The 23,630-nt window shown below is 72.5% G+C and carries 22 protein-coding genes; 13 read left to right on the top strand and 9 right to left on the bottom strand.

Annotation, left to right across the window (positions count from 1 at the left end):
- The first annotated feature begins 5 nt into the window (after positions 1–5).
- The 5 genes from CO540_RS00570 (at position 6) to CO540_RS00550 (ending at position 3,494) form a co-directional block, all read left to right on the top strand.
- A complete protein-coding gene (locus CO540_RS00570) occupies positions 6–671 on the top strand; it encodes a DUF4097 family beta strand repeat-containing protein (protein WP_099160378.1) in 666 nt (221 codons plus the stop codon).
- 33 nt (positions 672–704) lie between these two features.
- Positions 705–1,523, top strand: coding sequence for an alpha/beta fold hydrolase (locus tag CO540_RS00565; RefSeq protein WP_099160376.1), 819 nt, complete (start codon positions 705–707; stop codon positions 1,521–1,523).
- Between the two features lie 62 nt (positions 1,524–1,585).
- Positions 1,586–1,951 (top strand): MmcQ/YjbR family DNA-binding protein, encoded by a 366-nt coding sequence (locus tag CO540_RS00560; RefSeq protein ID WP_099160374.1) that lies wholly within the window; start codon positions 1,586–1,588, stop codon positions 1,949–1,951.
- A gap of 75 nt (positions 1,952–2,026) precedes the next feature.
- Positions 2,027–2,443, top strand: coding sequence for a hypothetical protein (locus CO540_RS00555; protein WP_099160372.1), 417 nt, complete (start codon positions 2,027–2,029; stop codon positions 2,441–2,443).
- A 7-nt stretch (positions 2,444–2,450) separates the two neighbouring features.
- Positions 2,451–3,494, top strand: a complete 1,044-nt coding sequence (locus CO540_RS00550; protein ID WP_099160370.1) for a polyprenyl synthetase family protein — start codon at positions 2,451–2,453, stop codon at positions 3,492–3,494.
- Here the strand turns inward: CO540_RS00550 and CO540_RS00545 are convergent.
- Both CO540_RS00545 and CO540_RS00540 read right to left on the bottom strand, forming a co-directional pair.
- Complete coding sequence (locus CO540_RS00545) at positions 3,491–4,315, bottom strand: hypothetical protein (protein WP_099160368.1); 825 nt, start codon at positions 4,313–4,315, stop codon at positions 3,491–3,493. The two genes, CO540_RS00550 and CO540_RS00545, sit on opposite strands and share 4 nt — an antisense overlap.
- Positions 4,316–4,453: 138 nt before the next feature.
- Positions 4,454–5,596, bottom strand: coding sequence for a glutathione-independent formaldehyde dehydrogenase (locus CO540_RS00540; protein ID WP_099160366.1), 1,143 nt, complete (start codon positions 5,594–5,596; stop codon positions 4,454–4,456).
- A 145-nt stretch (positions 5,597–5,741) separates the two neighbouring features.
- Between CO540_RS00540 and CO540_RS00535 the strand changes: the two genes are divergently transcribed.
- From CO540_RS00535 to CO540_RS00525, 3 genes are all read left to right on the top strand, one after another.
- Positions 5,742–6,956 carry a low temperature requirement protein A gene (locus tag CO540_RS00535; RefSeq protein WP_099160364.1) on the top strand — a complete coding sequence of 405 codons (1,215 nt, stop codon included), beginning with the start codon at positions 5,742–5,744 and terminating at the stop codon, positions 6,954–6,956.
- 108 nt (positions 6,957–7,064) lie between these two features.
- The gene (locus CO540_RS00530; protein WP_099160362.1) at positions 7,065–8,654 is read left to right on the top strand and encodes a beta-1,3-glucanase family protein; all 1,590 of its coding nucleotides are present in this window, start codon (positions 7,065–7,067) and stop codon (positions 8,652–8,654) included.
- 114 nt (positions 8,655–8,768) lie between these two features.
- Positions 8,769–9,614 carry a hypothetical protein gene (locus CO540_RS00525; protein WP_099160360.1) on the top strand — a complete coding sequence of 282 codons (846 nt, stop codon included), beginning with the start codon at positions 8,769–8,771 and terminating at the stop codon, positions 9,612–9,614.
- Here CO540_RS00525 and CO540_RS00520 read toward each other — a convergent pair.
- Positions 9,598–9,972, bottom strand: a complete 375-nt coding sequence (locus CO540_RS00520; RefSeq protein WP_099160358.1) for a cupin domain-containing protein — start codon at positions 9,970–9,972, stop codon at positions 9,598–9,600. The two genes, CO540_RS00525 and CO540_RS00520, sit on opposite strands and share 17 nt — an antisense overlap.
- A gap of 105 nt (positions 9,973–10,077) precedes the next feature.
- Positions 10,078–11,301 carry a multidrug effflux MFS transporter gene (locus CO540_RS00515; protein WP_099160356.1) on the bottom strand — a complete coding sequence of 408 codons (1,224 nt, stop codon included), beginning with the start codon at positions 11,299–11,301 and terminating at the stop codon, positions 10,078–10,080.
- Between the two features lie 351 nt (positions 11,302–11,652).
- On the opposite strand from CO540_RS00515, the gene CO540_RS00510 reads away from it, so the two are divergent.
- Positions 11,653–13,458 carry a VWD domain-containing protein gene (locus CO540_RS00510; RefSeq protein ID WP_157779032.1) on the top strand — a complete coding sequence of 602 codons (1,806 nt, stop codon included), beginning with the start codon at positions 11,653–11,655 and terminating at the stop codon, positions 13,456–13,458.
- Between the two features lie 87 nt (positions 13,459–13,545).
- On the opposite strand, the gene CO540_RS00505 is transcribed toward CO540_RS00510, so the two are convergent.
- Positions 13,546–15,009: a multicopper oxidase family protein gene (locus tag CO540_RS00505; RefSeq protein ID WP_099160352.1), complete on the bottom strand. Its 1,464-nt coding sequence runs from the start codon at positions 15,007–15,009 to the stop codon at positions 13,546–13,548.
- A 180-nt stretch (positions 15,010–15,189) separates the two neighbouring features.
- Between CO540_RS00505 and ppk2 the strand changes: the two genes are divergently transcribed.
- A complete protein-coding gene (ppk2, locus tag CO540_RS00500; protein WP_099160350.1) occupies positions 15,190–16,101 on the top strand; it encodes a polyphosphate kinase 2 in 912 nt (303 codons plus the stop codon).
- Between the two features lie 400 nt (positions 16,102–16,501).
- Here the strand turns inward: ppk2 and CO540_RS00495 are convergent, their stop codons facing one another.
- Positions 16,502–17,362, bottom strand: coding sequence for a glycosyltransferase family 8 protein (locus CO540_RS00495; protein ID WP_157779031.1), 861 nt, complete (start codon positions 17,360–17,362; stop codon positions 16,502–16,504).
- A gap of 256 nt (positions 17,363–17,618) precedes the next feature.
- On the opposite strand from CO540_RS00495, the gene CO540_RS00490 reads away from it, so the two are divergent.
- The gene (locus tag CO540_RS00490) at positions 17,619–19,076 is read left to right on the top strand and encodes an SDR family oxidoreductase (protein WP_099160346.1); all 1,458 of its coding nucleotides are present in this window, start codon (positions 17,619–17,621) and stop codon (positions 19,074–19,076) included.
- Between the two features lie 387 nt (positions 19,077–19,463).
- Here the strand turns inward: CO540_RS00490 and CO540_RS00485 are convergent, their stop codons facing one another.
- From CO540_RS00485 to CO540_RS00475, 3 genes are read right to left on the bottom strand one after another with little or no spacing between them, the layout of a single operon-like run.
- Positions 19,464–20,144: a GPP34 family phosphoprotein gene (locus CO540_RS00485; RefSeq protein WP_099160344.1), complete on the bottom strand. Its 681-nt coding sequence runs from the start codon at positions 20,142–20,144 to the stop codon at positions 19,464–19,466.
- Positions 20,141–20,860 carry an ABC transporter permease gene (locus CO540_RS00480; RefSeq protein ID WP_099160342.1) on the bottom strand — a complete coding sequence of 240 codons (720 nt, stop codon included), beginning with the start codon at positions 20,858–20,860 and terminating at the stop codon, positions 20,141–20,143. Before CO540_RS00480 ends, CO540_RS00485 begins: the two co-directional genes overlap by 4 nt.
- A gap of 26 nt (positions 20,861–20,886) precedes the next feature.
- Positions 20,887–21,768, bottom strand: a complete 882-nt coding sequence (locus tag CO540_RS00475) for an ABC transporter ATP-binding protein (RefSeq protein WP_099160340.1) — start codon at positions 21,766–21,768, stop codon at positions 20,887–20,889.
- A gap of 107 nt (positions 21,769–21,875) precedes the next feature.
- On the opposite strand from CO540_RS00475, the gene CO540_RS00470 reads away from it, so the two are divergent.
- Both CO540_RS00470 and CO540_RS00465 read left to right on the top strand, forming a co-directional pair.
- Positions 21,876–23,030 carry a sensor histidine kinase gene (locus tag CO540_RS00470; RefSeq protein ID WP_099164514.1) on the top strand — a complete coding sequence of 385 codons (1,155 nt, stop codon included), beginning with the start codon at positions 21,876–21,878 and terminating at the stop codon, positions 23,028–23,030.
- Entirely contained in the window at positions 23,027–23,629 is a 603-nt protein-coding gene (locus CO540_RS00465) for a response regulator transcription factor (protein ID WP_099160337.1), read from the top strand. Before CO540_RS00470 ends, CO540_RS00465 begins: the two co-directional genes overlap by 4 nt.
- Position 23,630: the final 1 nt, after the last annotated feature.

Genomic DNA, 23,630 nt, shown 5'->3' with positions numbered 1-23,630 from the left:
ACGCGATGCGCACCTTCGACACCCCCACCCCGATCACCGCCGTCCTGACCGTCCCCGCCGGTCGGGTCCAACTCGTCGCCGCCGACCGGCCCGACACCACCGTCGACATCCGTGCCGCCGACCCGGCCAACGACCGCGACGTGCGAGCCGCCGAACGGACCACCGCCGACTACGCGAACGGGATCCTGCGGATCGACAGCTCGTCGGTGGCGAACCGGCTCCTGGGCCCCACCGGCGCCGTGGAGGTCACCGTCCAACTGCCCGCCGGGTCGCGGGTCGACGCCACCTGCTCGGGCGCCGAGTTCCGCGGCGTCGGCCGCCTCGGCGACATCGCCGTGACCGGCGCATACCGGCAGATCAAGATCGACGAGGCGGCCGGCCTGCGGCTCGACGCACTCGACGGCGACGTCGAGATCGGCCGGCTGGACGGCCCCGGCGAGGTCAGCACCGGCCGGGGCGACATCCGCGTCGCCGAGGCACGGCGCGGCACGCTCGTGCTGCGTACCGGGTCGGGCGACATCACCGTGGGCGCCGCCGACGGCGTCTCCGCCGCCCTGGACGCCGACACCGGACACGGCCGGATCGGCAACGCCCTGCGCAACGACGGTCGCACCGAACTCGACATCCGCGCCACCACCGGCCGGGGCGACATCAACGCCCGCAGCAACTGACCGCCCGACGAACGAACCGACGAGGAGACGACCATGACGGCACCCCGCACCCCTTCCCTTCCCCGCTGGACCGGCACGGTGGCGGTTGACGACACCGCCCTGGCCGCCACCGACACCGGCGGGTCCGGCGTCCCGGTGGTCTACCTCAACGGGCAGTTCGCCACCCAGGGCTACTGGCGGCGCGTCGTGGCCGACCTCGGGCCCGGGTGGCGGCACATCACCTACGACGAGAGAGCGCGCGGCAGGTCGAAACGGTCGGCTGACTACTCGTTCGCAGCCGCCGTCCGGGACGTCGACGCCGTGCTCGCGCACCGGGGCGTGAAGCGGGCGGTGGTGGTGGGCTGGTCCTACGGCGCGGTCGTCGCGGCACACTGGGTCAGCCGGAACCCGGACCGCGCCATCGGCGCCGTGATGGTCGACGGGGCGTTCCCGTACGACTGGCTCGACGACGCGATGGAGCAGCGGATCCGCACGCTGTTCAAGCGGATGAGCTGGTTCACGCCGCTGCTGCGCCCGACCGGACTCACCCCGCGGATGAGCGCGGCACAACAGGCGGAGAGCAACATCGAACTCGGCCGACTCTCCCGGGAACGCGAGCTGGGCCCGGTGCTGGACTCCGTCACCGTGCCGACCCGGTACGTGGTCGCCTCCGGCACGTCCCTCGGCAGTCGGGGCGACGAGCAGGAACGCATCCGCACCGCACTCGACGCGGTGACCGCGCGCAACCCGCGGATCCGGATCGCCGCGAAGGTCGCCAGCAACCACGGCGCGTTGCTCCGCAAGGATGCGCCGGCCATCGCCGCGGCCGTACGGGAGGTCACCGCGCTCGACCGCGAGCGGCCGGCGCGGTGACGACACGGTCGGCCGGGGCGCGCGGGCGCCCCGGCCGCCCGGCGCCGTCGTACCGTGGATCGATGACGGACATCGTGGCGACCATCCGGCGGACCTGCCTGGCTCTGCCCGAGGTGACGGAGCGGCTCAGTCACGGCACCCCCAGCTGGTTCGTCCGCGGCCGGACGTCGTTCGCCACGGTCTGGCCCGACGGCCACCACCGGGACGAGTTCCCGCACCTGTGGTGCGCCGCGCCGGCCGGGGCGGCCGTCGAGCTGGTCGCGGTCGACCCGCGCACGTTCTTCCGTCCGCCCTACGTCGGGCACCGCGGCTGGATCGGCGTACGCCTCGACACCGGCATCGGCGAGGCCGAGCTGGCCGAGATCGTCCGGGACGGCTACCTGTCGGTGGCGCCGCCCGCCCTGCGGGCCCGGCTCGATCAACCCTGACCTGCGTCGATACGCTGAGTCACCATCGCGACACACCTCTGGCCCGCCGTCGGCACCCGGGTGAACACTGCGCCCATGGACAACGGCGAGCGTGAGCGCACCAACGAACGTTTCGAGAAGGTGGCCGGCGAGACCTCCGAGACCGTCACCCACGCGGCCTCGGTGCTGGAGGAGGAACTCGCGGCGGGGCTGGCCGGCGCCCGGCGGCTCGAGGAGAAGCTGAGCGCGGACCGCAGGGTGGACCCGGAGGCGTTCGACGAACTCGTCGCGCGGGTCCGCACCGACGGGCACGCACTCATCGACACCGTGGTCGCGCAACTGAAGATGTCCGACGACCAGCGCGGCGAGGTCGTCCGCCGCTACACCTCGGACGCGCACGACGCGCTGGACACCGTCCTCAATCTCGCGCGGCTGGCCCCGGACGTGGCCAACGGGCTCGCGGACCGGCTGGCGACGCCGGCCCCGCGCAGCCGGCCGCGGTCGGAGAAGTAGCCGGGCGATGGCGCCGACCACCGGGGTGGCCGGCGGGCACGTGGAACGGGTGCTGGAGCGCTATCGCGGGCTCGCCCTCGGCGCGCTGCTCGACGACCTGCCGTCGGGCGGTCCGCGATACCTCTACGACCTGGTCGCGGAGTATCCGCGCCGGTGGGGCAAGGGGCTGCGGGCCGCGCTCTGCCTCGCCACGTGCCGGGCGTTCGGCGGCGCGGAGGCGGTGGGGCTCAACGCCGCCGTCACCGTGGAGCTGTTCCACAACGCCTTCCTCATTCACGACGACATCCAGGACGAGAGCGAGCAGCGGCGCGGGGCGGCGACCCTGCACGCCGAGTACGGCGTCGGCGTGGCCCTGAACGTGGGCAACATGACCAACCTGCTGGCGTTGCAGCGGCTCGCCGCGAACCGGGCGGCGCTCGGTTCCGGGATCGCCTGGCGGCTGTTCGAGGAGACCGAGCTCATGCTGCGCCACTCCCTGGAGGGGCAGGCGATCGAGATCGGCTGGATCCGCGACAACGTGTCCGACCTGGACGCGGACGACTACTACCGGATGTGCCTGAAGAAGACCTCCTGGTACACGTGCATCTACCCGTGCCGGGCCGGGATCCTCGTCGCCACCGGCCGGCAGAACGCGGTCGACGTGCTGGACCGCTACGGGTGGTACCTGGGCGCGGCGTTCCAGATCCAGGACGACGCGCTCAACCTCGTCGGCGACTACGCCCGCTACGGCAAGGAGATCGCCGGCGACCTCTGGGAGGGCAAGCGGACGCTCATCCTCATCGACTTCATGCGACGGTGCACCGCCGACGAACGCGTGCGGACGCTCGACTTCCTGAGCCGGCGGCGCGGGCAGCGCACCGCGTCCGAGGTGCGCTGGCTGCACGGGCGGCTGCTCGCGTACGACTGCGTGGAGTCGGCGCGGCGCAGCGCCCGGGACCTCGCGGAGGCCGCCCGGCGCGAGGGGCAGCGGGCGTTGGGAGCGGCGGCCGACACCGAGGACGGCCGCTTCCTGCTCGACCTGACGGACTACGTGGTCGAGCGCCACCGTTAGGGCGCGACCGGCCCGTCGACCGCCGTGCCACCGACCGTCAGCACCGCGAGCAGCGCCGGATGGTCGGTGGTCCCCCGCATGCCCACCGCCCGGTGGCAGCAGATCGTGACGCCACGGGTGGTCACGATCTGCTGCCGGGCGCCGTCGTCGACGCGCACGTGGTCCGGCGGCACGCACGACCGCACGTCCGGGGCGCCGCCCCGGCTCAGGTTGAGGTCGCCGCCGAGCACGGCCGACGCGTACCCGGCGCCCCGGCGGATCTCCGGCAGCACCGAGTCGAGCAGGTGGGCGCACTGGGCCAGCGCGACCGCGCCGCTGGTGTTCGCCAGGTGGGTCGTGCAGGCGTGCAACGCGTCCCCGACCCGCAGGCAGAGCCAGGCCCGCTCCTCGGGATCGGCGAGATCCTGCGTCGGGTGGATCCCACCGCGGACGTCGGGGCGGGCGTCGCGGGTGTCGAGCCGGGCGACCAGCCCGATGCCGAACGGCTGCCCGTTGCGGCAGCGGGTGACGGAGCGGCTGGGCCGGTCCCCGGCGGCCTGGAACGCCGACCGGACCGTCCCACGGGGATGGACGGCGGCGAGCGCGCGCTCCAGCACGGGCAGGTCGTCCCGGCAGATCTCGTTGACGGTGACCACGTCCGGCGTCTCGGCGGCGATCACCTCGACGGCCTCGGGCACGGCTCGGCCGGTGTAGCAGCCGGCGCGTCCGCTGTTGCACAGGTTCATCTGGAGCATCCGCAGCGTCGTCGGACCGGTCGCCCCGGCCGTCGACGAGCCGGCGGGCAGGGCGGCCACCACGAGCAGGCCCACGACGGCGAGCACCCGGCGGGCCCGCCGGGTGACGCGGGTGGGTGACGGCTCGGAAACGCGGAACTCCGGGGGTGGCGGACTCGGGCGGGGTGAGCCGTGATCCTACCGCCGGTCCGGGGCGCGTCGTCGCCGCCGCGCCCCGGACCGCGGTCAGCCGCCGGGGTGCAGCAGCACCTTGGTCCAGCCCTGGTCGCGCCGGTCGAAGTGCCCGTACGCCTCGGGCGCCTGGGCCAGCGGCAGTTCGCGGGAGACCAGGAACGATGGTCGCGCCCGGCCGGCGATGATGAGGTCGCGCAGTTGCCGGTTGTAGCGCATCACCGGGCACTGCCCGGTGCCCATCCGCTGGCCCTTGCTGAAGAAGGTGCCGTACTGCCAGCCGATGCGCCCCTGCTGCGCCTTCTTGTCGGGCGCGCCGGGGTCCTGCGGGACGTAGACGCCGACCACGCCGATCCCGCCGGTGGAGCGGACCACGTCGACGAGGTTGTCCAGCACCAGTTCGGGGTGCTCGTCGCCGGAGGGGTCGTGGGCCTGGAAGCCGACGGCCTCCACGCCGCAGTCGGCGCCGACGCCGTCGGTGGCGTCCATGATCTGCTGCACCGGGTCGCCGTCGGCGAAGTTGACCGGGATGCCGCCGATCTTCTCGGCCATGGCGAGGCGGTCGGGCTCCTTGTCCACCACGAAGACGCGGTCGGCGCCCTTGATCAGCGCGCTGTGCGCGGCCATCAGGCCGACCGGGCCGGCGCCGAAGACCGCGACCGTGTCGCCGGGGGCCTGCCCGGCGAGTTCGGTGCCGTGCCAGCCGGTCGGGAAGATGTCCGACAGCATGGTGAAGTCGTTCTCGTGCTCCGTGCCGGGCGGCAGGTGCAGCAGGTTGACGTCGGCGTACGGCACCCGCAGGTACTCGGCCTGGCCGCCGTCGTACGGGCCCATGTTGGCGTAGCCGTAGGCGGCGCCGTCCATTCCCTCGGTCGGGTTGGTGCGCAGGCAGAAGCTGGTCCAGCCGCGCACGCAGTTGCGGCAGGTGCCGCAGGCGATGTTGAACGGCACCGAGACGCGGTCGCCGACCCGGATCCGGGTGACGGCGTCGCCGACGGCCTCGACGACGCCCATGTTCTCGTGGCCGAGGATCTTGCCCTCCTCGACCGAGGTGCGTCCCTCGTACATGTGCAGGTCGGAGCCGCAGATGTTGGTGGTGGTGATGCGGATGACCGCGTCGGTCGGGGCCTGGACCGTGGGGTCGGGCCGGTCCTCGACGGCGACCTCGTGCGGGCCCCGGTACACGAGAGCCTTCATGGCGTACTCCTGGAGGATCGGTGGGTTCGCGGGCGTCCTCCTGTCACCTTTCCACCGTGTCGCCCCGGAAACCGTGGGTCGCGAAAAAGCTGCCGAATAGCGCGTTCGACCTCGACCCGATCGGGCGGTCGGGTTGGATCGGGTGATGGGTGCACGCCGCCCCGGGGTCGGGGTCGGGATGTTGCGGGGCCCGGGCAGCGGCCCGCACGCGACGTTCGCCGAACTGTTCTTCGACCTGGTCGTGGTGTTCGCGCTGACCCGGCTCGCGGCACAGGCGGTCCCCGGGCTGTCGGCGCCGGCGCCCGCGGACCGGTGGATGGCGGCGGCTCGGACGCTGCTGTTGTTCCTGCCCCTGACCTGGGCGTGGACCATCACGTCGTACGTGACGGCCCGGTTCGAACCCCGCCTCGTCGGGGTCCGCCTCGCGGTCGTGGTCAGCGCGTTCGGGCTGTTCATGATGGCCTCGGCCGTCCCCGCCGCGTTCGACGCCCGTGGCATGACCTTCGCCCTGTCGTACGTCCTGCTCCAGGTCGGCCGCACCGTGGGCTTCGGCCTCCTGCTGAGCGGCCTTCCGCTGCAACGCCTCTACTTCCGGTCCGGCGCCTGGTACTGCCTGAGCGCGATCCCCTGGTTGTGGGGCGCCACGGTGTCGGAGACCGCTCGCACCGTGCTCTGGACCGTCGCCATCGCCATCGACCTCGGCGCGGCCCGGCTCGGTTGGCCGCTTCCCCGACTCGGCCGCGGGCGGGCGGCGGCCTGGGAGACCGGGGGCGCGCATCTGAGCGACCGGTACCGGCAGTTCCTGATGATCGCGCTCGGGGAGGGTGTGATCTCCGTCGGCATCGCCTACACGAACGAGGGGACGCCGGAGGCGGCGCACACGTGCGGGGTGGTCGTGTCGTTCGTGACCACGGTGCTGCTGTGGCGGATCTACTTCTTCCGCTCCGGCGAGCTGCTCGGCGAGGCGGTGGACGCGGCCGACGACCGCGCCGCGTTCGGCCGCTCGGTGGCCTTCGCCCACACCGTCATGATCTTCGGCATCGTGGTGGTCGCGGTCGGCTACGGGCTGGTGCTGGACCACCCGTTCGCGCGGCCCTATCCGGTCTGGCTGGCGGTGGTGCTCGGCGGACCGATGATCTACCTGCTGGGCCGGGCCCGCCTGGAACGCCTCGTGTTCGACCGCGTGTCCCCGCGCCGGCTCCTCGGCGTGGCCTGCCTCGCCCTGCTGGCGGTGCCGGGTCACGCGGCCGGCCTGCTGGCCGCCTCGATCGGCGCGGCCCTGGTCCTGCTGCTCGTGGCGGTGCTCGACGCGCGCGCGGCGGTGCGCGTCCCGGAGGAGCACCCCACCCCCGCCCGCTGAGGGCGGAGCAACGCAAGACATCGAGGCACACCTATTGACAAAGGTTGTTTCCGAATTCAGGCTCAGAGAGCGCTCTCTCCCGTCCCCGCCACCACCCGAGGTGTTCCTATGCGTCTCCGAAGAAGACTGCTCGCTGCCGCGTCCGCCCTGCTCGTCGGCGTGGCCGGTGGCCTGCCCCTCGCCCTGCCCGCGCACGCGGTCGGCCCGTCCCTGCTACCGGTCACGGTCACCAACACCACCGGACGCGCCGACGCGGTGCACCTCTACGTCATCGGCACCAACCTGACCACCGGCCGGCTCGGGTACGTCACCTCGGCCGGCACGTTCGTGCCCTGGACCGGCGGCCAGATCCCGCCGGCGCCCGCGCCCGACGTCTCCATCCCCGGCCCCGCCAACGGCGGCAGCACCACCATCCGGTTCCCGCGCGGATTCTCCGGTCGGGTCTACTTCGCCCTCGGGCAGAAGCTGACGTTCCTCCTCACCCCCGACGGGCTCGTCCAACCCGCCCCCTGGGCGGCCGGCGACGCCAACCGCGACGTCCTCTTCGACTGGAGCGAGTTCACCTACAACGACGCCGGCCTGTGGCTGAACAGCTCGCAGGTCGACATGTTCGCCGTGCCGCACGCGGTCACCGTGACCGGCGCCGGCGGCGTCACCCGCCGTACCGGCGACGTGGTGGCGAACGGACGCGACGCGGTCATCGACGGGATCCGGGCGCAGTCGGGCTGGGCCAACACCGTCCAGACCCGCTCGGACGGCACCGTGCTGCGCGTGCTGGCCCCGGGCAAGGCGGCCGGCGCCGGGCTGCTCAGCGCCACCTACCTCGACTCGTACATCGCCGCCGCGTGGAACGCGTACACCACGAGGACCCTGACCGTGGCGCCCTTCACCGACCAGCCGTCCGTCCGCTACCACGGCCGGACCTCCGGCACCACCATGACCTTCACCAACGGCGGCGGCCAGGTGGTCGCCTCGTTCCGCCGGCCCTCCTCGGCCAGCGTCTGGGGCTGCGACGGCGACCTGCCCGCGCCGAACGACCAGGTCGTCGGCCCGATCTCGCGGACGCTCTGCGCCGCGCTCAACCGCGGCACCCTCGGCACCGTCGACACCCAGCCCAGCACCGACGCGGCCGCCTTCTACCGCACCAGCCCGACCAACCAGTACGCCCGCCTGATCCACGCCAACATGGCCGACGGCAGGGCGTACGCGTTCGCCTTCGACGACGTCGGCGGCTTCGAGTCGCTGGTGCACGACGGTGATCCCCGCTCCGCCGGACTGATCCTCAGCCCGTTCGGGGCGGGCGGGACCGGCACCCCGACCAGCGCACTCATCAGCAGCCTGAACGACAAGTGCGTCGACGTGCCCGGCTCGAACTTCGTCGACCGCGCCCCGCTGCAGATGTGGACCTGCAACAACACCAACGCGCAGCGGTGGACGTTCAGCGGCGCCGCCCTGCGCAGCCAGAACGGCAAGTGCATGGACGTCGACGGTGGCTCGACCGCCAACGGCGCCACGGTGCAGCTCTACACCTGCAACGGCACCGGCGCCCAGCAGTTCACCCTCACCGCGGCCGGCGACCTGGTCAACCCCCAGGCGAACAAGTGCGTCGACATCAAGGACCGCAACGCGGGCGACGGCGCGCGTCTGCAGCTGTGGGACTGCTCGGGCACCCCCAACCAGAAGTGGCGCCGGGGGTGAGCGCCGGCCGCCCGCACTACCGGACCTGACCCCTCGGGCCGGACGCGCCGAGCCGCCGGGACGTACGATCGATGAGGTTCGACGTGTCGGCGGCGGCGAAGGGCGGTTTCCGGGATGGGGCCGGACGAGCGGGAACGACTCTTCGACCGGGCGCGCGAGTGCTCGACCACGCCCGCGTCCTGGCCGGAGGCGGACCGGTTGTGGACCGACGTCGTCGCCGCCTACCGGGACGCGGTACGCGGTCCCGGTCGGGTGGATCCGCACGACCGGCGGCAACTGGCCCGGGCGCTCTGGCGACACGGCATGCTCCTGGCCGCGCGCGGCCGAGCGGCCGAGGGGCTGACGCCGGGCCGCGAGGCGGTCGCCCTCTTCGAGGAGCTGAACGACGCCGCCCGCGCCGCGACCGGCCCGCAGCGGGACGAGGCGCTGGCCGAGCTGATCACGGCGGTGCTGGACCTCGCCGAGACCGCCTACGCCGCCGGTCAGCCCACCCTGCGGATGGAGCTGCTCGACCGGGCGGTGCAGGTGGGGTTGCACACCGCCGGCCCGCCCCCGAACGCCGGACCCCGCACGCGCGAGGCGATGGGGACGGCGTACCACAACCAGGCGACCGCGTTGCTGGAGCGGGCCCGGACCGGCCGGTCGTCCGAGGCCGACGCCCGGGCGGCGGCGCTCGCCGCGTCGCGGGCCTGCGAGCTGCGGCAGCGCCTGCTCGACCCGAGCCGCCCGCTCAGCCTGTGGGAGATGGCCAACACCTACGGCATCTACGCCCAGTGCCTGGTCGCCATCGGTGACGTCGACCGCGCCCGGATGGTGCTCGATCTGGGCAACCGGTTCGCGGCGGTGCTCGGGCCGGCGGGTGAGCAACCGGCAGCCAAGCTGCGCGCCGCGGCCGAGATGCTCGCCCGACGGCAGGCGTCGTCCCGCGGCGGCCGCCGGCGGTTCAGTCCACCCTGGTGAGCAGCGGCTTGCCCTTCTCCACCACGTAGGTGGCCAGCTCGACCGCGATGCCGCGCCCGACGTTGCGGGCCTGGTGGTGCACGCCGTACCCGACGGTGAGGGCGTCACCCGCGTGGCACACCACCGGTGGCCGGCCGTCGAGCCGATACTCCAGCGACCCCTGGAGCACGTAGATGATCTCTTCACCGGGGTGGAAGTGCGTGAACGGCGGCGAGTCCGGCGTGAACTCCACCCGGGTCTGCACGACCTCACGCCCCGGCACGCTCAGGTCGTGGCGTTGCAGGTCGACGCGCCACAGTCCCGGCGCCGCCTCGACCGCGGCCGGACTGATGCCGTCCGGTCGAACCGTCCCACCCATCGTGCCCTCCCGACCGTGCCCCGCCGCGCCGACCGTCGTCCTGGTCGAACGATAGGCGGCCCGGGGCGGCCCGGGACGGGAACGACGGAACCGCCGGACGCTCCGTCAGTGCACGACCACGACCGCCGGCGCCGGCTCCAGGTCGGCCAGCCGGGCCGGTCGGACGACCAGCAGCAGCACCGCCAGCGCCGCCACCATGCCACCGGCCACCACCAGGGCCATCGCCACCGCGCCGGTGCCCAGCACGCCCACCAGCGGCGCGGCCACCGCACCCACGCCGAACTGCACGGCGCCGAGCAGGGCGGAGGCGGTGCCGGCCGCCTCGCCGTGCCGGGACAGCGCCAACGCCGGGGCGTTCGGCATCGCCAGACCCGCCGCCGCCAGCACCACCCACAACGACACCAGCAGGGCGGGCAGCCCACCGAGGCCGGTCGCCGCGAAGGCCACCAGGGCCAGCCCTGCCAGGGTCCCCACGCCCAGCGAGGCGACGAGGATCCGCTGCGGTGGGTAGCGGCGCAGCAGCCGAACGTTGTACTGGGTCGCGCCGATCAGGCCCACCGCGCCCGCCCCGAATGCCAGCCCGAACTGCTGCTCGTCGAGCCCGTACCCCTGTTGCAGGACGAACGACGAGCCGGCCACGTAGGCGAACAGCGCCGCCATGGCCAGGCCGGCGACCAGGACCAGGCCCACGAAGACACGGTCGCGCAGCAACGAGCCGTACAGGCCCACGGTGGCGACGACGCCGCCGCGACGACGGCGCGCGGGTGGCAGCGTCTCCGGCAGGCCGAGCGCGGCCACCGCGACGAGCAGCACGCCGAAGACGGCCAGGGTCACGAAGACGCCGCGCCAGTCCGTCCACCGCAGCACGCCACCGCCGAGGGTCGGGGCGAGAACCGGCGCCGCCCCCATCACCAGCAGCAGCCGGGAGAGCAGGGTGGCGAAGGCCCGGCCGCTGAACAGGTCCCGGACCACCGCCATCGCCACCACCGTGGTGGCGGCGACGCCGAGGCCCTGCACCACCCGCAGGACGCCGAGGACGACGATGTCGGGCGCCACGACGCAGAGCGCCGACGCCACGACGTGCAGCGCCAGGCCGGCGACCAGCGGACCCCGCCGGCCGACGGCGTCCGAGAGCGGCCCGATCAGGAGCTGGCCGAGGGCGAGGCCGGCGAGCGTGCCGGTGAGCGTCAGCTGGACCGCCGCCGAGGAGGTCGCGAAGTCGGCGACGATCGCGGGCAGCGCGGGCAGGTACATGTCGATCGTCAGCGGACCGATCGCGATCAGCGAGCCGAGGACCAGCACGAGCCGCAGCCGCTGCCCCCGGCTCATCAGGTCACCGGGCGTGGAGGCGGGAGTCGTCCCGGCGGGGAGGACATCGGTCATCGGAGGACCTCCACCCGGTCAGGACACGACGAGGCGGAGGACGGTGCGACAGTCACACCTGGGTTCAAATCCTCGTCACCCGGGCTGATTCCCCCTCCGCCCAGAGGTAACGGGCGTCACACCCGGTGGAGCTGACAGCGCCGGCGCGGTTTCCGAGAACGCGCATCTCCGACGTGTCACAACGCCGTCACAACGGGTGATCGTCCCCCGTATCGATGGTTGCCTTTTCCTGTCCGGCGACATGGCTGCCGGCTAGTGAACGGAGCGGCGATGGGGCTCTTTGCTCGAACACGCGGGGTGACCCGCAGACTGACCGGCGTCACGGCGCTGGCGGTGCTGATCGCGGTGGGCGGATCCGCCGCGACGGCGAACGCGGCACCCTCGGCCACGAGCCTGAAGGCATGGCAGACGGAGATCACCGCCGTCCCGCACCCGTCGGCGAAGGGATGCTTCACCGCCGACTATCCCCGACTGGCGTGGCAGCGGGCCACCTGTGTTTCCGCGCCGGCGATCCCGATGACGCCCAAGCGCAGCATCCGCCCACTGGTGGTGGGCAACGGCAACGACATCTCCGCCCAGGCGCCGAGCGGGTTCATCTCCGAGTCGTCCGGCACGTTCGAGAACATCGTCAACGTGACGAGCGAGAGTTCGCCCATCGCCAACGCCGGGCCGCCCGTCGCGAACGCCTACACCCTCCAGATCAACACCGACTTCTTCGCCAGCACGGCCTGCGCCGGCTCGCCCAACGCCGGGTGCCGGGGCTGGCAGCAGTTCGTCTACGCCAACAACGGCTCCAGCGGCCAGGTGTTCATCCAGTACTGGCTCCTCCAGTACAACGCGGCCTGCCCGGCCGGCGGCTGGACCCAGTTCTCGTTCACCGGCGACCCCGACATCTACTGCTACCGCAACAGCCCGGGCGCGGCCGCCGTGCCCAACCAGCCGATCACCAACCTCGGGTCGCTGCGGTTGACCGGCACGGTGAACGCGACCAGTGACAGCGCCACCCTGTTCGTGGGCGCCACCGCCTACACCGCGGCGGGTTCCAACTCCGTCAACGCGGCGGCCGGCTGGACCACGTCCGAGTTCAACGTGTTCGGCTACGGCGGCAACAGCGACGGCGGAGGCGCGGCAACCTTCAACGCCGGCGCGTCGCTGAACGTCCGGACGAGGATCACCTACGGGGGCACCGCCGCCCCGATCTGCGTGGCCCAGGGCTTCACCGGCGAGACCAACAACCTGAACTTCGGCTCGCCCGCGCCGGCCGCCACCGCGCCCGGCCCGGCCGTGGTCTTCGTGGAGAACACCGCCGGCGGCGCGGCGACCAACTGCGCGGCGGCCTCCGTCATCGGCGACACCCACCAGCACACGTTCGCCGGCCTGCTGTACGACTTCCAGGCCTCCGGCGACTTCGTCGAGGCGCAGGCCGGCAGCGGCTTCGAGGTGCAGACCCGCAAGGCGTCCGGCGCGCCCACCTGGCCGAACGCCTCGGTCGACCGCTCGGTCGCCACGCGGATGGGCAGCACCAAGGTGGCGCTCTGCGACGGCAAGAGCCTCGTCGTGGACGGCCGGACCAGGGACCTCCCGTCCGACGGCGCGCTGCATCTGCCCTCGGGCGTGGACATCCACCGGATCGGCAACGTGTACGTGGTGACCGACTCCAGCGGCAACAGCATCCGGGTGACGGTCAACAGCGGCTACATCGACGTGGCGGTCGGCCTCGGCACGTACCCGACCCCGGTGGTCGGCCTGCTGGGCAACCCCGACGGCGATCCGAAGCGCCTCGCCGCCAAGGACGGCACCCAGTTCGCCGTCCCGCTCTCCTTCGAGGACCTCTACCAGCGCTTCGGCGCGAGTTGGCGGGTCGCCCCGATCCGGACCCTGCTGGCGCCCTGCGGCGCGGTCGCCTCCGGCAATCCGTCCGCACCGTTCTTCGCCCGGGACCTCGACGAGGAGCTCCGCAAGCGGGCCGAGGCCACCTGCCTCCAGTACAAGGTGCGGCAGGAGTGGCTCGACGCCTGCACCCTGGACGTCGCGGTGGTCGGCGGCCGGGCCGCCCTGACGTACGTCGGTCTGGTGCCGCCGGTCGTCAACGGCAACCGGTGACAGTGACGCCGGGAGCGGTCCGCACGCGACGGTCCGCTTCCGGCGCCCTCCAGGAGGTCGGTGATCGTCCCGTCCCCGCCGGTCGGCTCAGACGATCCGGAGGTTGGCCATCATGCCCATCGCGCTGTGGTCGACCATGTGGCAGTGGTACGGGTAGACGCCGCGCCAGGTGTCGAAGGTGGCCTGGAGCCGGACGCTCTGCCCGGGCCAGACGATCACGGTGTCCTTCAGGCCGGACTCGGTGGGGTCGGCCGGCGCGCCGTTGCGGTCGAGCACCCGGAACTGCACCAGGTGCAGGTGGAAGTTGTGCGGCATGAGGGTGTTGGCGTTCGTCACCGTCCACTCCTCGGTGCTGCCCCAGGCCACGGTCGTGTCGATCCGGGCCGGGTCGAAGACCTTCCCGTCGATGTACGCCCGGTGCCCGCCGGACCCCGCCTCGTCCATCCGCAGCTCGATGCTGCGGCGCACGGTCGGCGTCGGCGGCGCCGGCAGGGTACGCAGCCGCTGCGGCACCGAGGTGCGGTCCCGTCCCCGCGCCGGTACGACGTCGAAGCGCATCACCTGGCCCACCTGCTCGGCCGGGCCCGGCCCCAGCATGTTCTGCAGCACCACCGAGGTGCCCGGCTGGTAGCGGGCGAAGTCGACCACCACGTCGAGCCGCTCGCCGGGCGAGAACAGCAGGTACGGCATGGTCACCGGCGCCTCCAGCAGCCCGCCGTCGGAGCCGATCACGGTGATGTCCCCGCCGTCGGCCAGGCGGAGCAGGAAGAACCGCAGGTTGCTGGCGTTGACCAGGCGGAAGCGGTATCGCCGGGCCTGCACCTCGAAGCGCGGCCACGGTCGCCCGTTGACCAACAGGGTGGTCCGGTTGTCGGCGTCGTCCATGGTCCAGACCAGCTGGGCGTTCGCGTCCAGATGGGCGTCGCGCAGCACCAGCGGCACGTCGAACTGGCCGGCGGGCAGCGGAAGCGCCGCCTCGGTGCGGTCGGTGAGCAGGTAGAGGCTGGACAGGCCCCGGTAGAGGTGCTCGGCCTCCATGTGGTGGGTGTGGTCGTGCATCCAGAGCGTGGCGTGCGGCTGCCGGTTCGGATAGGTGTAGACGCGCTCGCCGCCGGGCGGGATCGTGGCGTCGCCCGAGCCGTCGTCGCCGGGGGCGGTGGCGCCGCCGTGCAGGTGCACCGCCGTGGGCATGGCGAGCCGGTTGCGCTGGCGTACCACCACCCGGCGGCCGGACCGGGCGCGGATGGTCGGGCCGGGCAGGTCGCCGTTGTAGGTGAGGACCTCGGTGCGGGTGCCCGGCACGATCTCCAGTCGCCTCCGGTGCATGGTGACCGAGTAGTAGTCCGTGGTGGCGGTCCGCAGCACGGGACGCAGCGTCTGCGGCACGGTCAGCGGGACGGTGAACGGCGTGACGGGCGTGGCGGTCGGCGCGGCGACCTCCGCCGTGGCGGGGGTCGCGGCCAGCTGTCCGGCGAGGCCGGCCAGGCCGCCGGTCGCCCCGACGATGCCCGACGCCGCGCCGAGGCGCAGCAGTTGACGACGAGTCGACACGGCAGTTCCTTCCACCGACGGTGAGTGTGAGAGATCCGGCAGCCGCCACCGGGCGGTCGTCGCAGGCCGATGATGCCGGGTGTCCCGACGCCGGAGGACCCCTATCGACCGCACAATCGACCAGGCATTCCCCCTGTCCGGAGGCGTCGGAGCAGGTGTGGCGGGGTAGGTACGGTCGGTATGGCCGACGCTGCGCTGCTGGACCTCGACGCCGACTACCAGGTACGTGACGGATACGACGACGATCCGGTGCTGCTGCTGCCCGACGGCCGCCCGGTGGAGACCTGGCGCGACGGCTACCCCTACGACGAGCGTCTCGACCGGGAGGCGTACGACCGGGAGAAGCGCCTGCTGCAGATCGAGCTGCTCAAGCTCCAGGACTGGGTGAAGGACACCGGCGAGCGGATGGTGATCCTCTTCGAGGGCCGCGACGCCGCCGGCAAGGGCGGCACGATCAAACGCTTCATGGAGCACCTCAACCCGCGGGGCGCCGGTGTCGTCGCCCTGGAGAAGCCGGACGAGCGGGAGGCCGGCCAGTGGTACTTCCAGCGTTGGCTGGCGCACCTGCCGGCGGCCGGGGAGATCGTGCTGTTCGACCGGTCCTGGTACAACCGGGCCGGCGTGGAGCGGGTGATGGGCTTCTGCTCCCGCAAGGAGTATCTGGAGTTCCTGCGGCAGGCCCCGGACCTGGAGCGGATGCTGGTCCGCTCCGGCATCCGGCTGGTCAAGTTCTGGTTCTCGGTCTCCCGCAACGAGCAACGCACCCGCTTCGTCATCCGCAAGGTCGACCCGGTACGCCAGTGGAAGCTCTCCCCGATGGACCTCGCCTCGCTGGACCGCTGGGACGACTACACCGAGGCCAAGGAGGCGATGTTCTTCTGGACCGACACCGCCGACGCCCCGTGGACCGTGGTGAAGAGCAACGACAAGAAGCGGGCCCGGCTGGAGGCGATGCGCCACGTGCTGCACCGCTTCGACTACACCGGCAAGGACGCCTCGGTCGTCGGCGTACCCGATCCGCGGATCATCGGGCCCGCGGGGCTCGACCTCGACCCGGAGGACCAGCCGGTGCCGATCTTCCCCCGCCCCTGACCGCCGTGCGGGCGGCGCGGTGGCCACCTGGGACGACAGCTCGGGGCTGATCAGATCGGTGTCCGGGCGCGGCCAGGTCGCCAGGTGCACCGACTCCGCGGCCGACCCGTCCCCCGGGGCGGACGACCTGCTGCCACACCTCCTCGGTGAGAAACGGGATGAACGGGGCGAGCAGCCGCCCGGCCCGGGCCGTGTCGTAGTTCTCCATCCGGATCAGCGCGAAGTGCACGACCCAGGCGTGCCGGACTCCACCCCGCAAGCCCATCGCCGCGCCGCGCCGGCACTCCTGGCGCAACGGCGCGACCGTCGCGCCAGTACCGGGGCCCCCGGTTCTGCCGCGGGTCCCGCCCGGGCGGGACCCGCGGTGACAGGTGACCCGGCCGACGCGGGGCGCTCCGGGTCACCTGTTCCGGGCGGTGACCAACTCGGTACGGCGGCGGTGTCGCCAGTACATCTGCCGGTACACGCCGTCGGGGAACTCCGGCTGCCACAGCTTCACCGGGCCGGCGAAGTGGATGACGGACGCGTCGGTGACGTTCCCGCCGACGCGCGGATCGAGTCGCCACGCCATCATGTGGTTCCAGCGCTTGGGCATCCGTGTCCACCGCCCGTAGACGGCGTGGTTGAGGGCGTCCTGGTCCGGGAAGCGCGACTCGTCCGCGTGGCGGGCGACGTAGTCGAGCGCCTTGGCGGTGACATCGAGCGCCTTCCACCGCGGCACGTCGATGAGCAGCACTCCGGAGTTCAGGTACGGGGCCTGGGCGTCGAGGTCGTGGTACCGGCCGTAGATGCCCGGCAGGCCGCCGGTGTCGATGAGCCGGCGGGTGAACGCGTCCCGGACCGCGCCCAGTGGCGCGCCGGCCAGGTCGAGATCACGCAGTTCCGCGAGCGAGCCGGTGCAGAGCACGTCCGAGTCGAGATAGACCAGGCGGTGGACGTCCGGCGGCAGGGCGTGCGGGATCAGCAGCCGCAGGTACATGGCGGCCGACAGGTAGCTCAGGTGGGGTTCGCGGGAGCCGGGCAGGCGGATCGGGGGTGGGTCCACCGTCAGGAAGGAGACGGTGGCGTGCCCGGCCGCCCGGGTCAGGGCGGCCCGGCTCCGCTCGGTGACGTCGTCGCCCGCGGCGAACCAGAACCGCAACGGTTCGGCCGGCATGTGGGCGACCACAGTGGACACAACGACGGCGGCGTGGGGGGCGTAGGTGGCATCGAAGGCCAGTGCGCAGTCCAGAACTACCTCCTTCGTCGAACATGGACGCACGCCAATTTACAACGATGCAGAAGGGGATGACAACCAACCCGGTCACCGGCCCGCACACCTCGACGTGGCCGCTTCCGCCCCGCCCGTCCGGGAGTGAGATGCACCGTTCGTCCCTCCGGGCGATGTTCGCCCCGACCTCCCGGGCCGGCGGGCCGACGCGGGATGCGTCGGCGGCCCTGCGGTGCGTACAGTTCCGGGTCGGACGTGGGGCGGGCCGGGTGGATCCGGTGCGGGAACGGAATGAGACAGCGGCGGCATGACGGCGGACAAGAGCACCGAGAACGGCCAGAACGGCATTGACCGCGATCGGCTGGAGACCTGCCTCAGCGTCTTCGAGGCGTTGGAGGATCTGCCTCCCGACCACCCCGACGTGGTGCGGGTGCAACGGGCCACCGCGAGGCTCTACAAGGTGATCAAGCAGCGGCGACGCGAGGAACGCCGGAACGCCGTCGTGGCGGCCGACCGTGCGGTGACGGCGGCCACCGCCACCGGCGCCCCGGGCCGGATCGACGACGAGACCCAGGGCATCCCGCTGGCCTCCCCTACCGTCGGTGCCACGGCCGGCTTCCTGCACAATCCGCGCGGCTGCTACGTCTGCAAGCAGCGTTACCGCGAGGTGGACGCCTTCTACCACCAGCTCTGCCCGCCCTGCGCCGCGCTCAACCGGGAGCGCCGGGACGCCCGCACCGACCTGACCGGCCGGCGCGCGCTGCTCACCGGCGGCCGAGCCAAGATCGGCATGTACATCGCGCTGCGGCTGCTGCGCGACGGCGCGCACACCACGGTGACCACGCGGTTCCCGCACGACGCGGTCCGCCGATTCGCCGCGATGCCCGACAGCGCGGACTGGCTGCACCGCCTGCGGGTCGTCGGGATCGACCTGCGCGACCCCGCCCAGGTGATCGCCCTCGCGGATTCGGTCAGCGCCCAGGGACCACTCGACATCCTGATCAACAACGCCGCGCAGACCGTCCGCCGCACGCCCGGGGCGTACGCGCCGCTCCTGGCCGCGGAGGCGGCGGCGCTGCCGGACGGTCCGCTGCCGGAGATCGTCACGTTCGCCTCGTCGACCGGCCGGAGCGACCCGGCGGGCAGCCTGACCGCCGGGCCGCGCCCGGCGCTCACCCCGCACGCGCTCACCGCGCTGGCGCTGACCGGCGGCTCCGCCTCACCGGAGCGGATCGCGGCGGCGACCGCCATCGACGCCGGCGGTCTGGTGCCGGACCTCGATCCGGTCAACAGCTGGGTGCAGCGGGTGCACGAGGTGGACCCGGTCGAGCTGCTCGAAGTGCAGCTGTGCAACGTGACCGCGCCGTTCGTGCTGGTCAGCCGACTGCGACCGGCGATGGCCGCAGCGACCGCCCGCCGCAAGTACGTGGTGAACGTGTCGGCGATGGAGGGCCAGTTCGCCCGCGGCTACAAAGGGCCGGGGCACCCGCACACCAACATGGCCAAGGCCGCGCTGAACATGCTCACCCGAACCAGCGCCCAGGAGATGCTGGCCGACGGCATCCTCATGACCAGCGTCGACACCGGCTGGATCACCGATGAGCGGCCCCACCCGACGAAGATGCGGCTGGCGGACGCCGGCTTCCACGCCCCGCTGGACCTGGTCGACGGCGCGGCCCGGGTCTACGACCCGATCGTCCGCGGCGAACAGGGCGAAGACCTGTACGGCTGCTTCCTGAAGGACTACGCGCCCTGCGCCTGGTGACCGGTCCGCGCGACGTCACCGTCAGCCGCGGCGGCCCCCGGACCGCAGTGCCGGCCCGCCAGTCGCGACCGGCGACGGCGGTCACCCGGATCTCGACGCGCATCTTCGGCGCGGCGAGAGCCGCGACGCCCGTCATGGTCCAGATGGGCGACCGGTCACCCGTCCGCGTGCGGAACTGCTCCACCATCAGCTCTCCATGAGCCCCGACCTGGTCGGGGGCGTCCGGGACGTGGAAGGAGTCCACCGACACGGCGTCGCGCCAGTGGGGTGGCCCCGGCCGTGGCCGGCGCACTGAGGCGCATCGCCACCAAGCTCAGGGGGCGGCCACGGCCGGGGCCAGGAGTCGACCGAACCCGGTAGGCGCGGTGGGACCACCGCGTTCCGCACCTAGCTCCGAGGCAGCACGGTGACGGCCACGATGGTGCTGTTGACGACCGTGGCCGTGACGGTACGGGTCACCGCCTCGGCCGCGGCGTCGGCACCCCAGTCACCGCGCTCGAGCGCCTTGGCCCGCGTGATCACTTCTGACGTCCACGGGATCTCGCGGTGGAACTGCGGCAGTGTTCCGCTGGCCGAGAGCAGCGCCGCGAGCGCGGCGACACGGGCTCGGGGCTTCGCACCCTCCACGAGAACCTGCCGAACGTCGGCGATCAGGCGGGCCCGTCGTTCGGTCCTGCCGTCGCGCAGGGCCGTCGTCCGGAACAGGCCGAGCACCTTGCGCGGCACCTCGTCGATGTCGCCACGGGCGACGAGCCGCTCCAACACCGGCTTGCGCAGGGCGGGACCGATGGCCGCGAGTGCGGTCTGCACTCCCCTCGGTTTCTCGGCGAGGTAGGTCCACGCCGGGCGGAGGAGGTCGTCCGACGGTGGGTGACCCGCCACGCCGCTGACCCGCCCACGGTCCGCCGTGGTCAGGTGGTCGCCGAGCGCCAGGTCCGCCAGGACCGCGCCACCGAGGACGTAGAAGAGGGTGTTCTCACCCGCGATGGTCCCGGATGCGGGCTGGAACAGGAGCAGGAGGAGGTCTTCGACGAGGGTCGGGGCGTCCGACCGGGGTGGGGTGGTCATCGGCGGGGCTCCCAGCGGAAGAGGCGCGCGGCGAGGGCGACGGAGATGACGACCCAGCCGAGCGTGGGCGCGAGCAGGACCAGGGAGTCGGTCACCGCGACCCCGCCGTTCCAGGCGTTCATGGTCAGTTCGGTGGCCGCGCCGCCGGGCAGCAGCCGCTTGAGCCAGGCGAGGTTCTCCGTGCCGGAGATGCCGACCCAGGTGGCCATGGCGATCACACCGAGGGTGACGGGCAGGGTGGTGACCTGAGCGTGTTCCGGGGAGTTCGTCAGCCCAGCCGTGGCCAGGGCCAGGCCGACCATCATGGCCAGGGTCGCGAGGAACGCCACGACCAGCAGAGCGACGTCGGCCGGTCCGCCGGCGACCACGGCCAGGACGGTCAGGATGGCGGTCGCCTGCACCACGGCGAGGACGAGGACGGGCAGCAGCAGGCCGGCGAGGATGCCGGCGTCCCCCTCGGCGGTGGAGCGCAGTCTCTTGAGGAAGAGGTTCTGCCGCCGGGAGGCCAGCGTGGTGACCGCGGTGGCGTAGAGCCCGAACGCGGTGATCGTGAACATCACGATCGCGGCGATGTAGCCGAGGCTGCCGAGGGCGGCGTAGGTCTCGTGCTGGCGGACGAAGAACGCGCTGACGACCACCGGGACGATGAGGCTGGTGATCAGTACCAGCCGGTTGCGGAAGATCTGGATCAGCTCGCTTGCGGCGATGGACAACACGGGGGAACTCCTGTCGAGGTCGCGGTTCAGTTGCTGATGGCGCGGAAGACGTCGTCGAGGCGGGTCGGCCCGGCCTCCAGACCCTGCAGTTCGACGGCGTGGTCCTGGGCCCACCCGAGCAGGACGTGCAGGTCCTTCTGCAGTCCGAAGGTCTCGACGACGACCTTCCCCTCGGCGTCGACCGCAGCCTGCAGCGGCAGCGCCGGCGCCCCGGCCAGGAGGGAGAAGCGGATGACCGCCGGCAGGGTGCGGGTCAGTTCCGCCACGGTGCCCTCGCGGTGCAGGGTGCCCTGGTGCATCAGTCCGATCCGGTCGGCGCGCTGCTGCGCCTCCTCCAGGTAGTGGGTGGTGAGCACGATGGTGGCGCCGTTCTCGCGGAGCCGGTCCACAGTCGCCCAGACGGCGTCGCGGGACTGGATGTCCAGCCCCGTGGTCGGCTCGTCCAGGAAGATCAGCTCTGGGGTGCCGTAGACGGCGGTGGCGAAGTCCAGCCGCCGCTTCTCGCCGCCGGAGAGCTGCGAGACCTTGCGGCCGGCCCGCCCGGTGAGGTCGACCAGGTCGAGCACCCGGTCGACGTCGTCGCCGCGCCGGGTGAGCCGGCCGATGAGCCGGACGGACTCGCGAACCGTGAGGTCCGGGGAGAAACCGCTTTCCTGGAGCATGACGCCCATCCGGGGACGGACCAGACGGCGGTCCTGCGGGCTGTGCCCGAAAACGCGGACGGTCCCGGAGGTCGGCCTCCGGTGTCCCTCGACGACTTCCAGGGTCGAGGTCTTCCCGGCGCCGTTGGTGCCCAACAGCGCGTACAGCTCTCCGGGCCGTACCTCGAAGGAAAGGTCCTTGACGGCGTGGAAGTCACCGTACGTGAGGTTCAGCCGGTCGACTTCGATGACGGGTGAGGTGGACATGCACCCATGACAGCGCGGGCGCCGCCGACCCGTCAGTGGCGCGGTGTCATCACCGCATGTGACGTGGTGTCACTGGTCGCGACCCGTGGCTGCCGGATACTGGTGTGGTGACCGCGAGATCACCACGCTTCACCGAGTCGACGCAGGGAAGGCTGCGCCGGCTCAATCTCGTCACGTCACTACCGCCCGTGGTGTTCGCCGCCGCGGTCCTCCTCTACATCGACGCGCGTACCTGGTGGCACATCGTCATCCTGGCGCCGGGGGCGGTGGCGGCCGTGGTGGCCTTTGAACGATGGACGGCCAACGACCTGGCCCGGGTGGCGGTGCCCTGCCTGGTCGTCGGGGCAGCGGTGTGGCCGCTGGGGGTCCTGGTGACCGGCAGTCCCAACGCCTACTGGGGGTTCTGCGCCGTGGGTTCCCTCGCCCTGCGGGAGGTTCGGCGGCACCGCGGGCCGGCGGTGGCCGGGCTGTTCTCCTACGTCGCCGTCGTCGGCGCGGCGCGGCTGCTGGTGCAGCGGGACGACGTCGCTCACGTCCTGGTCACCTACGTCCTCGTCCCGACCGCCCTCACCGTCGTCGTGACGGTCTTCACGATCGTGGGCGAGCGGTTCTACGACCTCATCCGGGAACTCGAACAGACCCGGGAACGCGAGGCGGAGCTGGCCGTCGTCCGGGAGCGCGTGCGATTCGCCAGCGACCTGCACGACATCCAGGGCCACACCCTGCACGTGGTCAAGTTGAAGATCGCCCTGGCCCAGCGACTGCTGCTCCGCGACACCGCGCGGGCCGAGGAGGAACTGCGCGAGACGTACGCGTTGGTCAGCGACACCATCACCCAGACCAAGGAACTCGCGTACGCCCAACGGCGGCTCAACCTGACCGCGGAGATCGAGAACGCGAAGAACCTGTTCGAGGCCGCCGGCATCCGGGTGCGGGTGACCCGGGAGGCCGAGGTCGACGCCCACGTCAGCGAACTGCTCGGGCAGGTGCTGCGCGAGACCACCACCAACATCCTGCGCCACGCGCAGGCCACCCAGGTGCAGATCACGCTCGCCGGGTCGGGCATCACCATCGTCAACGACGGCGTGACCGCCGACACCCCACCCGAGCTCAGGGGACTGTCCGCGCTGCGGCAACGGCTGGCGGATGACGGCGGTCAGCTGATCGTGGAGCAGCACGAGGGGCGCTTCCGGACGGCCGCGACGTTCCCGCCCGCCCGTGGCGCGGTGCAGCCACCGGCCCTGAAGGAGGACGGTCGATGACCACAATCGTGCTCGCCGACGACGAGGTGCTGCTCCGGACGGCCCTTGCCGCGCTGCTGCCCCTGGAGGGTGACATCACCGTTCTCGCCGAGGCGCAGGACGGTGAGACAGCCATCGAGGCCACCCTGCGGCACCGGCCCGACGTCCTGGTCATCGACCTGGAGATGCCCGGCGTGGACGGCCTCGGCGCGGTCGCCGAGATCCGCCGAACGCGACCCGAGCAGGTGATCCTCATGCTGACCCGGCACGCCCGCCCCGGCGTGCTCCGCAAGGCCCTGAAACTCGGCGTCCAGGGCTTCATCAGCAAGTCCGCCGAGCCGGCCCACATCACCTCCGTCATCGCCACCCTGGACTCCGGTAAGCGCTGGATCGACCCGGACGTCTCGGCACTCGCCGTCACCGACGACTCCCCCCTCACCGACCGCGAAGCCGACGTCCTCCGGGTCACCGGCGAGGGCTACTCGGTCACCGACATCGCCGCCCGACTGCACCTCGCGCCGGGCACCGTCCGCAACTACCTCTCCAACGCCATGCGCAAGACCCAGACCCGGACCCGCCACGAGGCCGCCCGGTACGCCCGCGAACACGACTGGTTGTAGC

The organism is Micromonospora sp. WMMA2032 (assembly GCF_002688545.1).
GTDB classification, from domain to species: Bacteria; Actinomycetota; Actinomycetes; order Mycobacteriales; family Micromonosporaceae; genus Micromonospora; species Micromonospora sediminicola.
The sequence above is the reverse complement of the archived record's forward strand: the minus strand, read 5'-3'. Positions and strand labels throughout refer to the sequence as shown.

Bases quoted from the DNA above. Each gene is read 5' to 3' on its own strand.
- CO540_RS00530 (WP_099160362.1), top strand. From the start codon at position 7,065: ATGCGTCTCCGAAGAAGACTGCTCGCTGCCGCGTCCGCCCTGCTCGTC.
- CO540_RS00465 (WP_099160337.1), top strand. From the start codon at position 23,027: ATGACCACAATCGTGCTCGCCGACGACGAGGTGCTGCTCCGGACGGCC.
- CO540_RS00570 (WP_099160378.1), top strand. From the start codon at position 6: ATGCGCACCTTCGACACCCCCACCCCGATCACCGCCGTCCTGACCGTC.
- CO540_RS00525 (WP_099160360.1), top strand. From the start codon at position 8,769: ATGGGGCCGGACGAGCGGGAACGACTCTTCGACCGGGCGCGCGAGTGC.
- CO540_RS00560 (WP_099160374.1), top strand. From the start codon at position 1,586: ATGACGGACATCGTGGCGACCATCCGGCGGACCTGCCTGGCTCTGCCC.
- CO540_RS00475 (WP_099160340.1), bottom strand. From the start codon at position 21,768: ATGTCCACCTCACCCGTCATCGAAGTCGACCGGCTGAACCTCACGTAC.
- CO540_RS00565 (WP_099160376.1), top strand. From the start codon at position 705: ATGACGGCACCCCGCACCCCTTCCCTTCCCCGCTGGACCGGCACGGTG.
- CO540_RS00555 (WP_099160372.1), top strand. From the start codon at position 2,027: ATGGACAACGGCGAGCGTGAGCGCACCAACGAACGTTTCGAGAAGGTG.
- CO540_RS00535 (WP_099160364.1), top strand. From the start codon at position 5,742: ATGGGTGCACGCCGCCCCGGGGTCGGGGTCGGGATGTTGCGGGGCCCG.
- CO540_RS00520 (WP_099160358.1), bottom strand. From the start codon at position 9,972: ATGGGTGGGACGGTTCGACCGGACGGCATCAGTCCGGCCGCGGTCGAG.
- CO540_RS00490 (WP_099160346.1), top strand. From the start codon at position 17,619: ATGACGGCGGACAAGAGCACCGAGAACGGCCAGAACGGCATTGACCGC.
- CO540_RS00540 (WP_099160366.1), bottom strand. From the start codon at position 5,596: ATGAAGGCTCTCGTGTACCGGGGCCCGCACGAGGTCGCCGTCGAGGAC.
- CO540_RS00485 (WP_099160344.1), bottom strand. From the start codon at position 20,144: ATGACCACCCCACCCCGGTCGGACGCCCCGACCCTCGTCGAAGACCTC.
- ppk2 (WP_099160350.1), top strand. From the start codon at position 15,190: ATGGCCGACGCTGCGCTGCTGGACCTCGACGCCGACTACCAGGTACGT.
- CO540_RS00550 (WP_099160370.1), top strand. From the start codon at position 2,451: ATGGCGCCGACCACCGGGGTGGCCGGCGGGCACGTGGAACGGGTGCTG.
- CO540_RS00515 (WP_099160356.1), bottom strand. From the start codon at position 11,301: ATGAGCCGGGGGCAGCGGCTGCGGCTCGTGCTGGTCCTCGGCTCGCTG.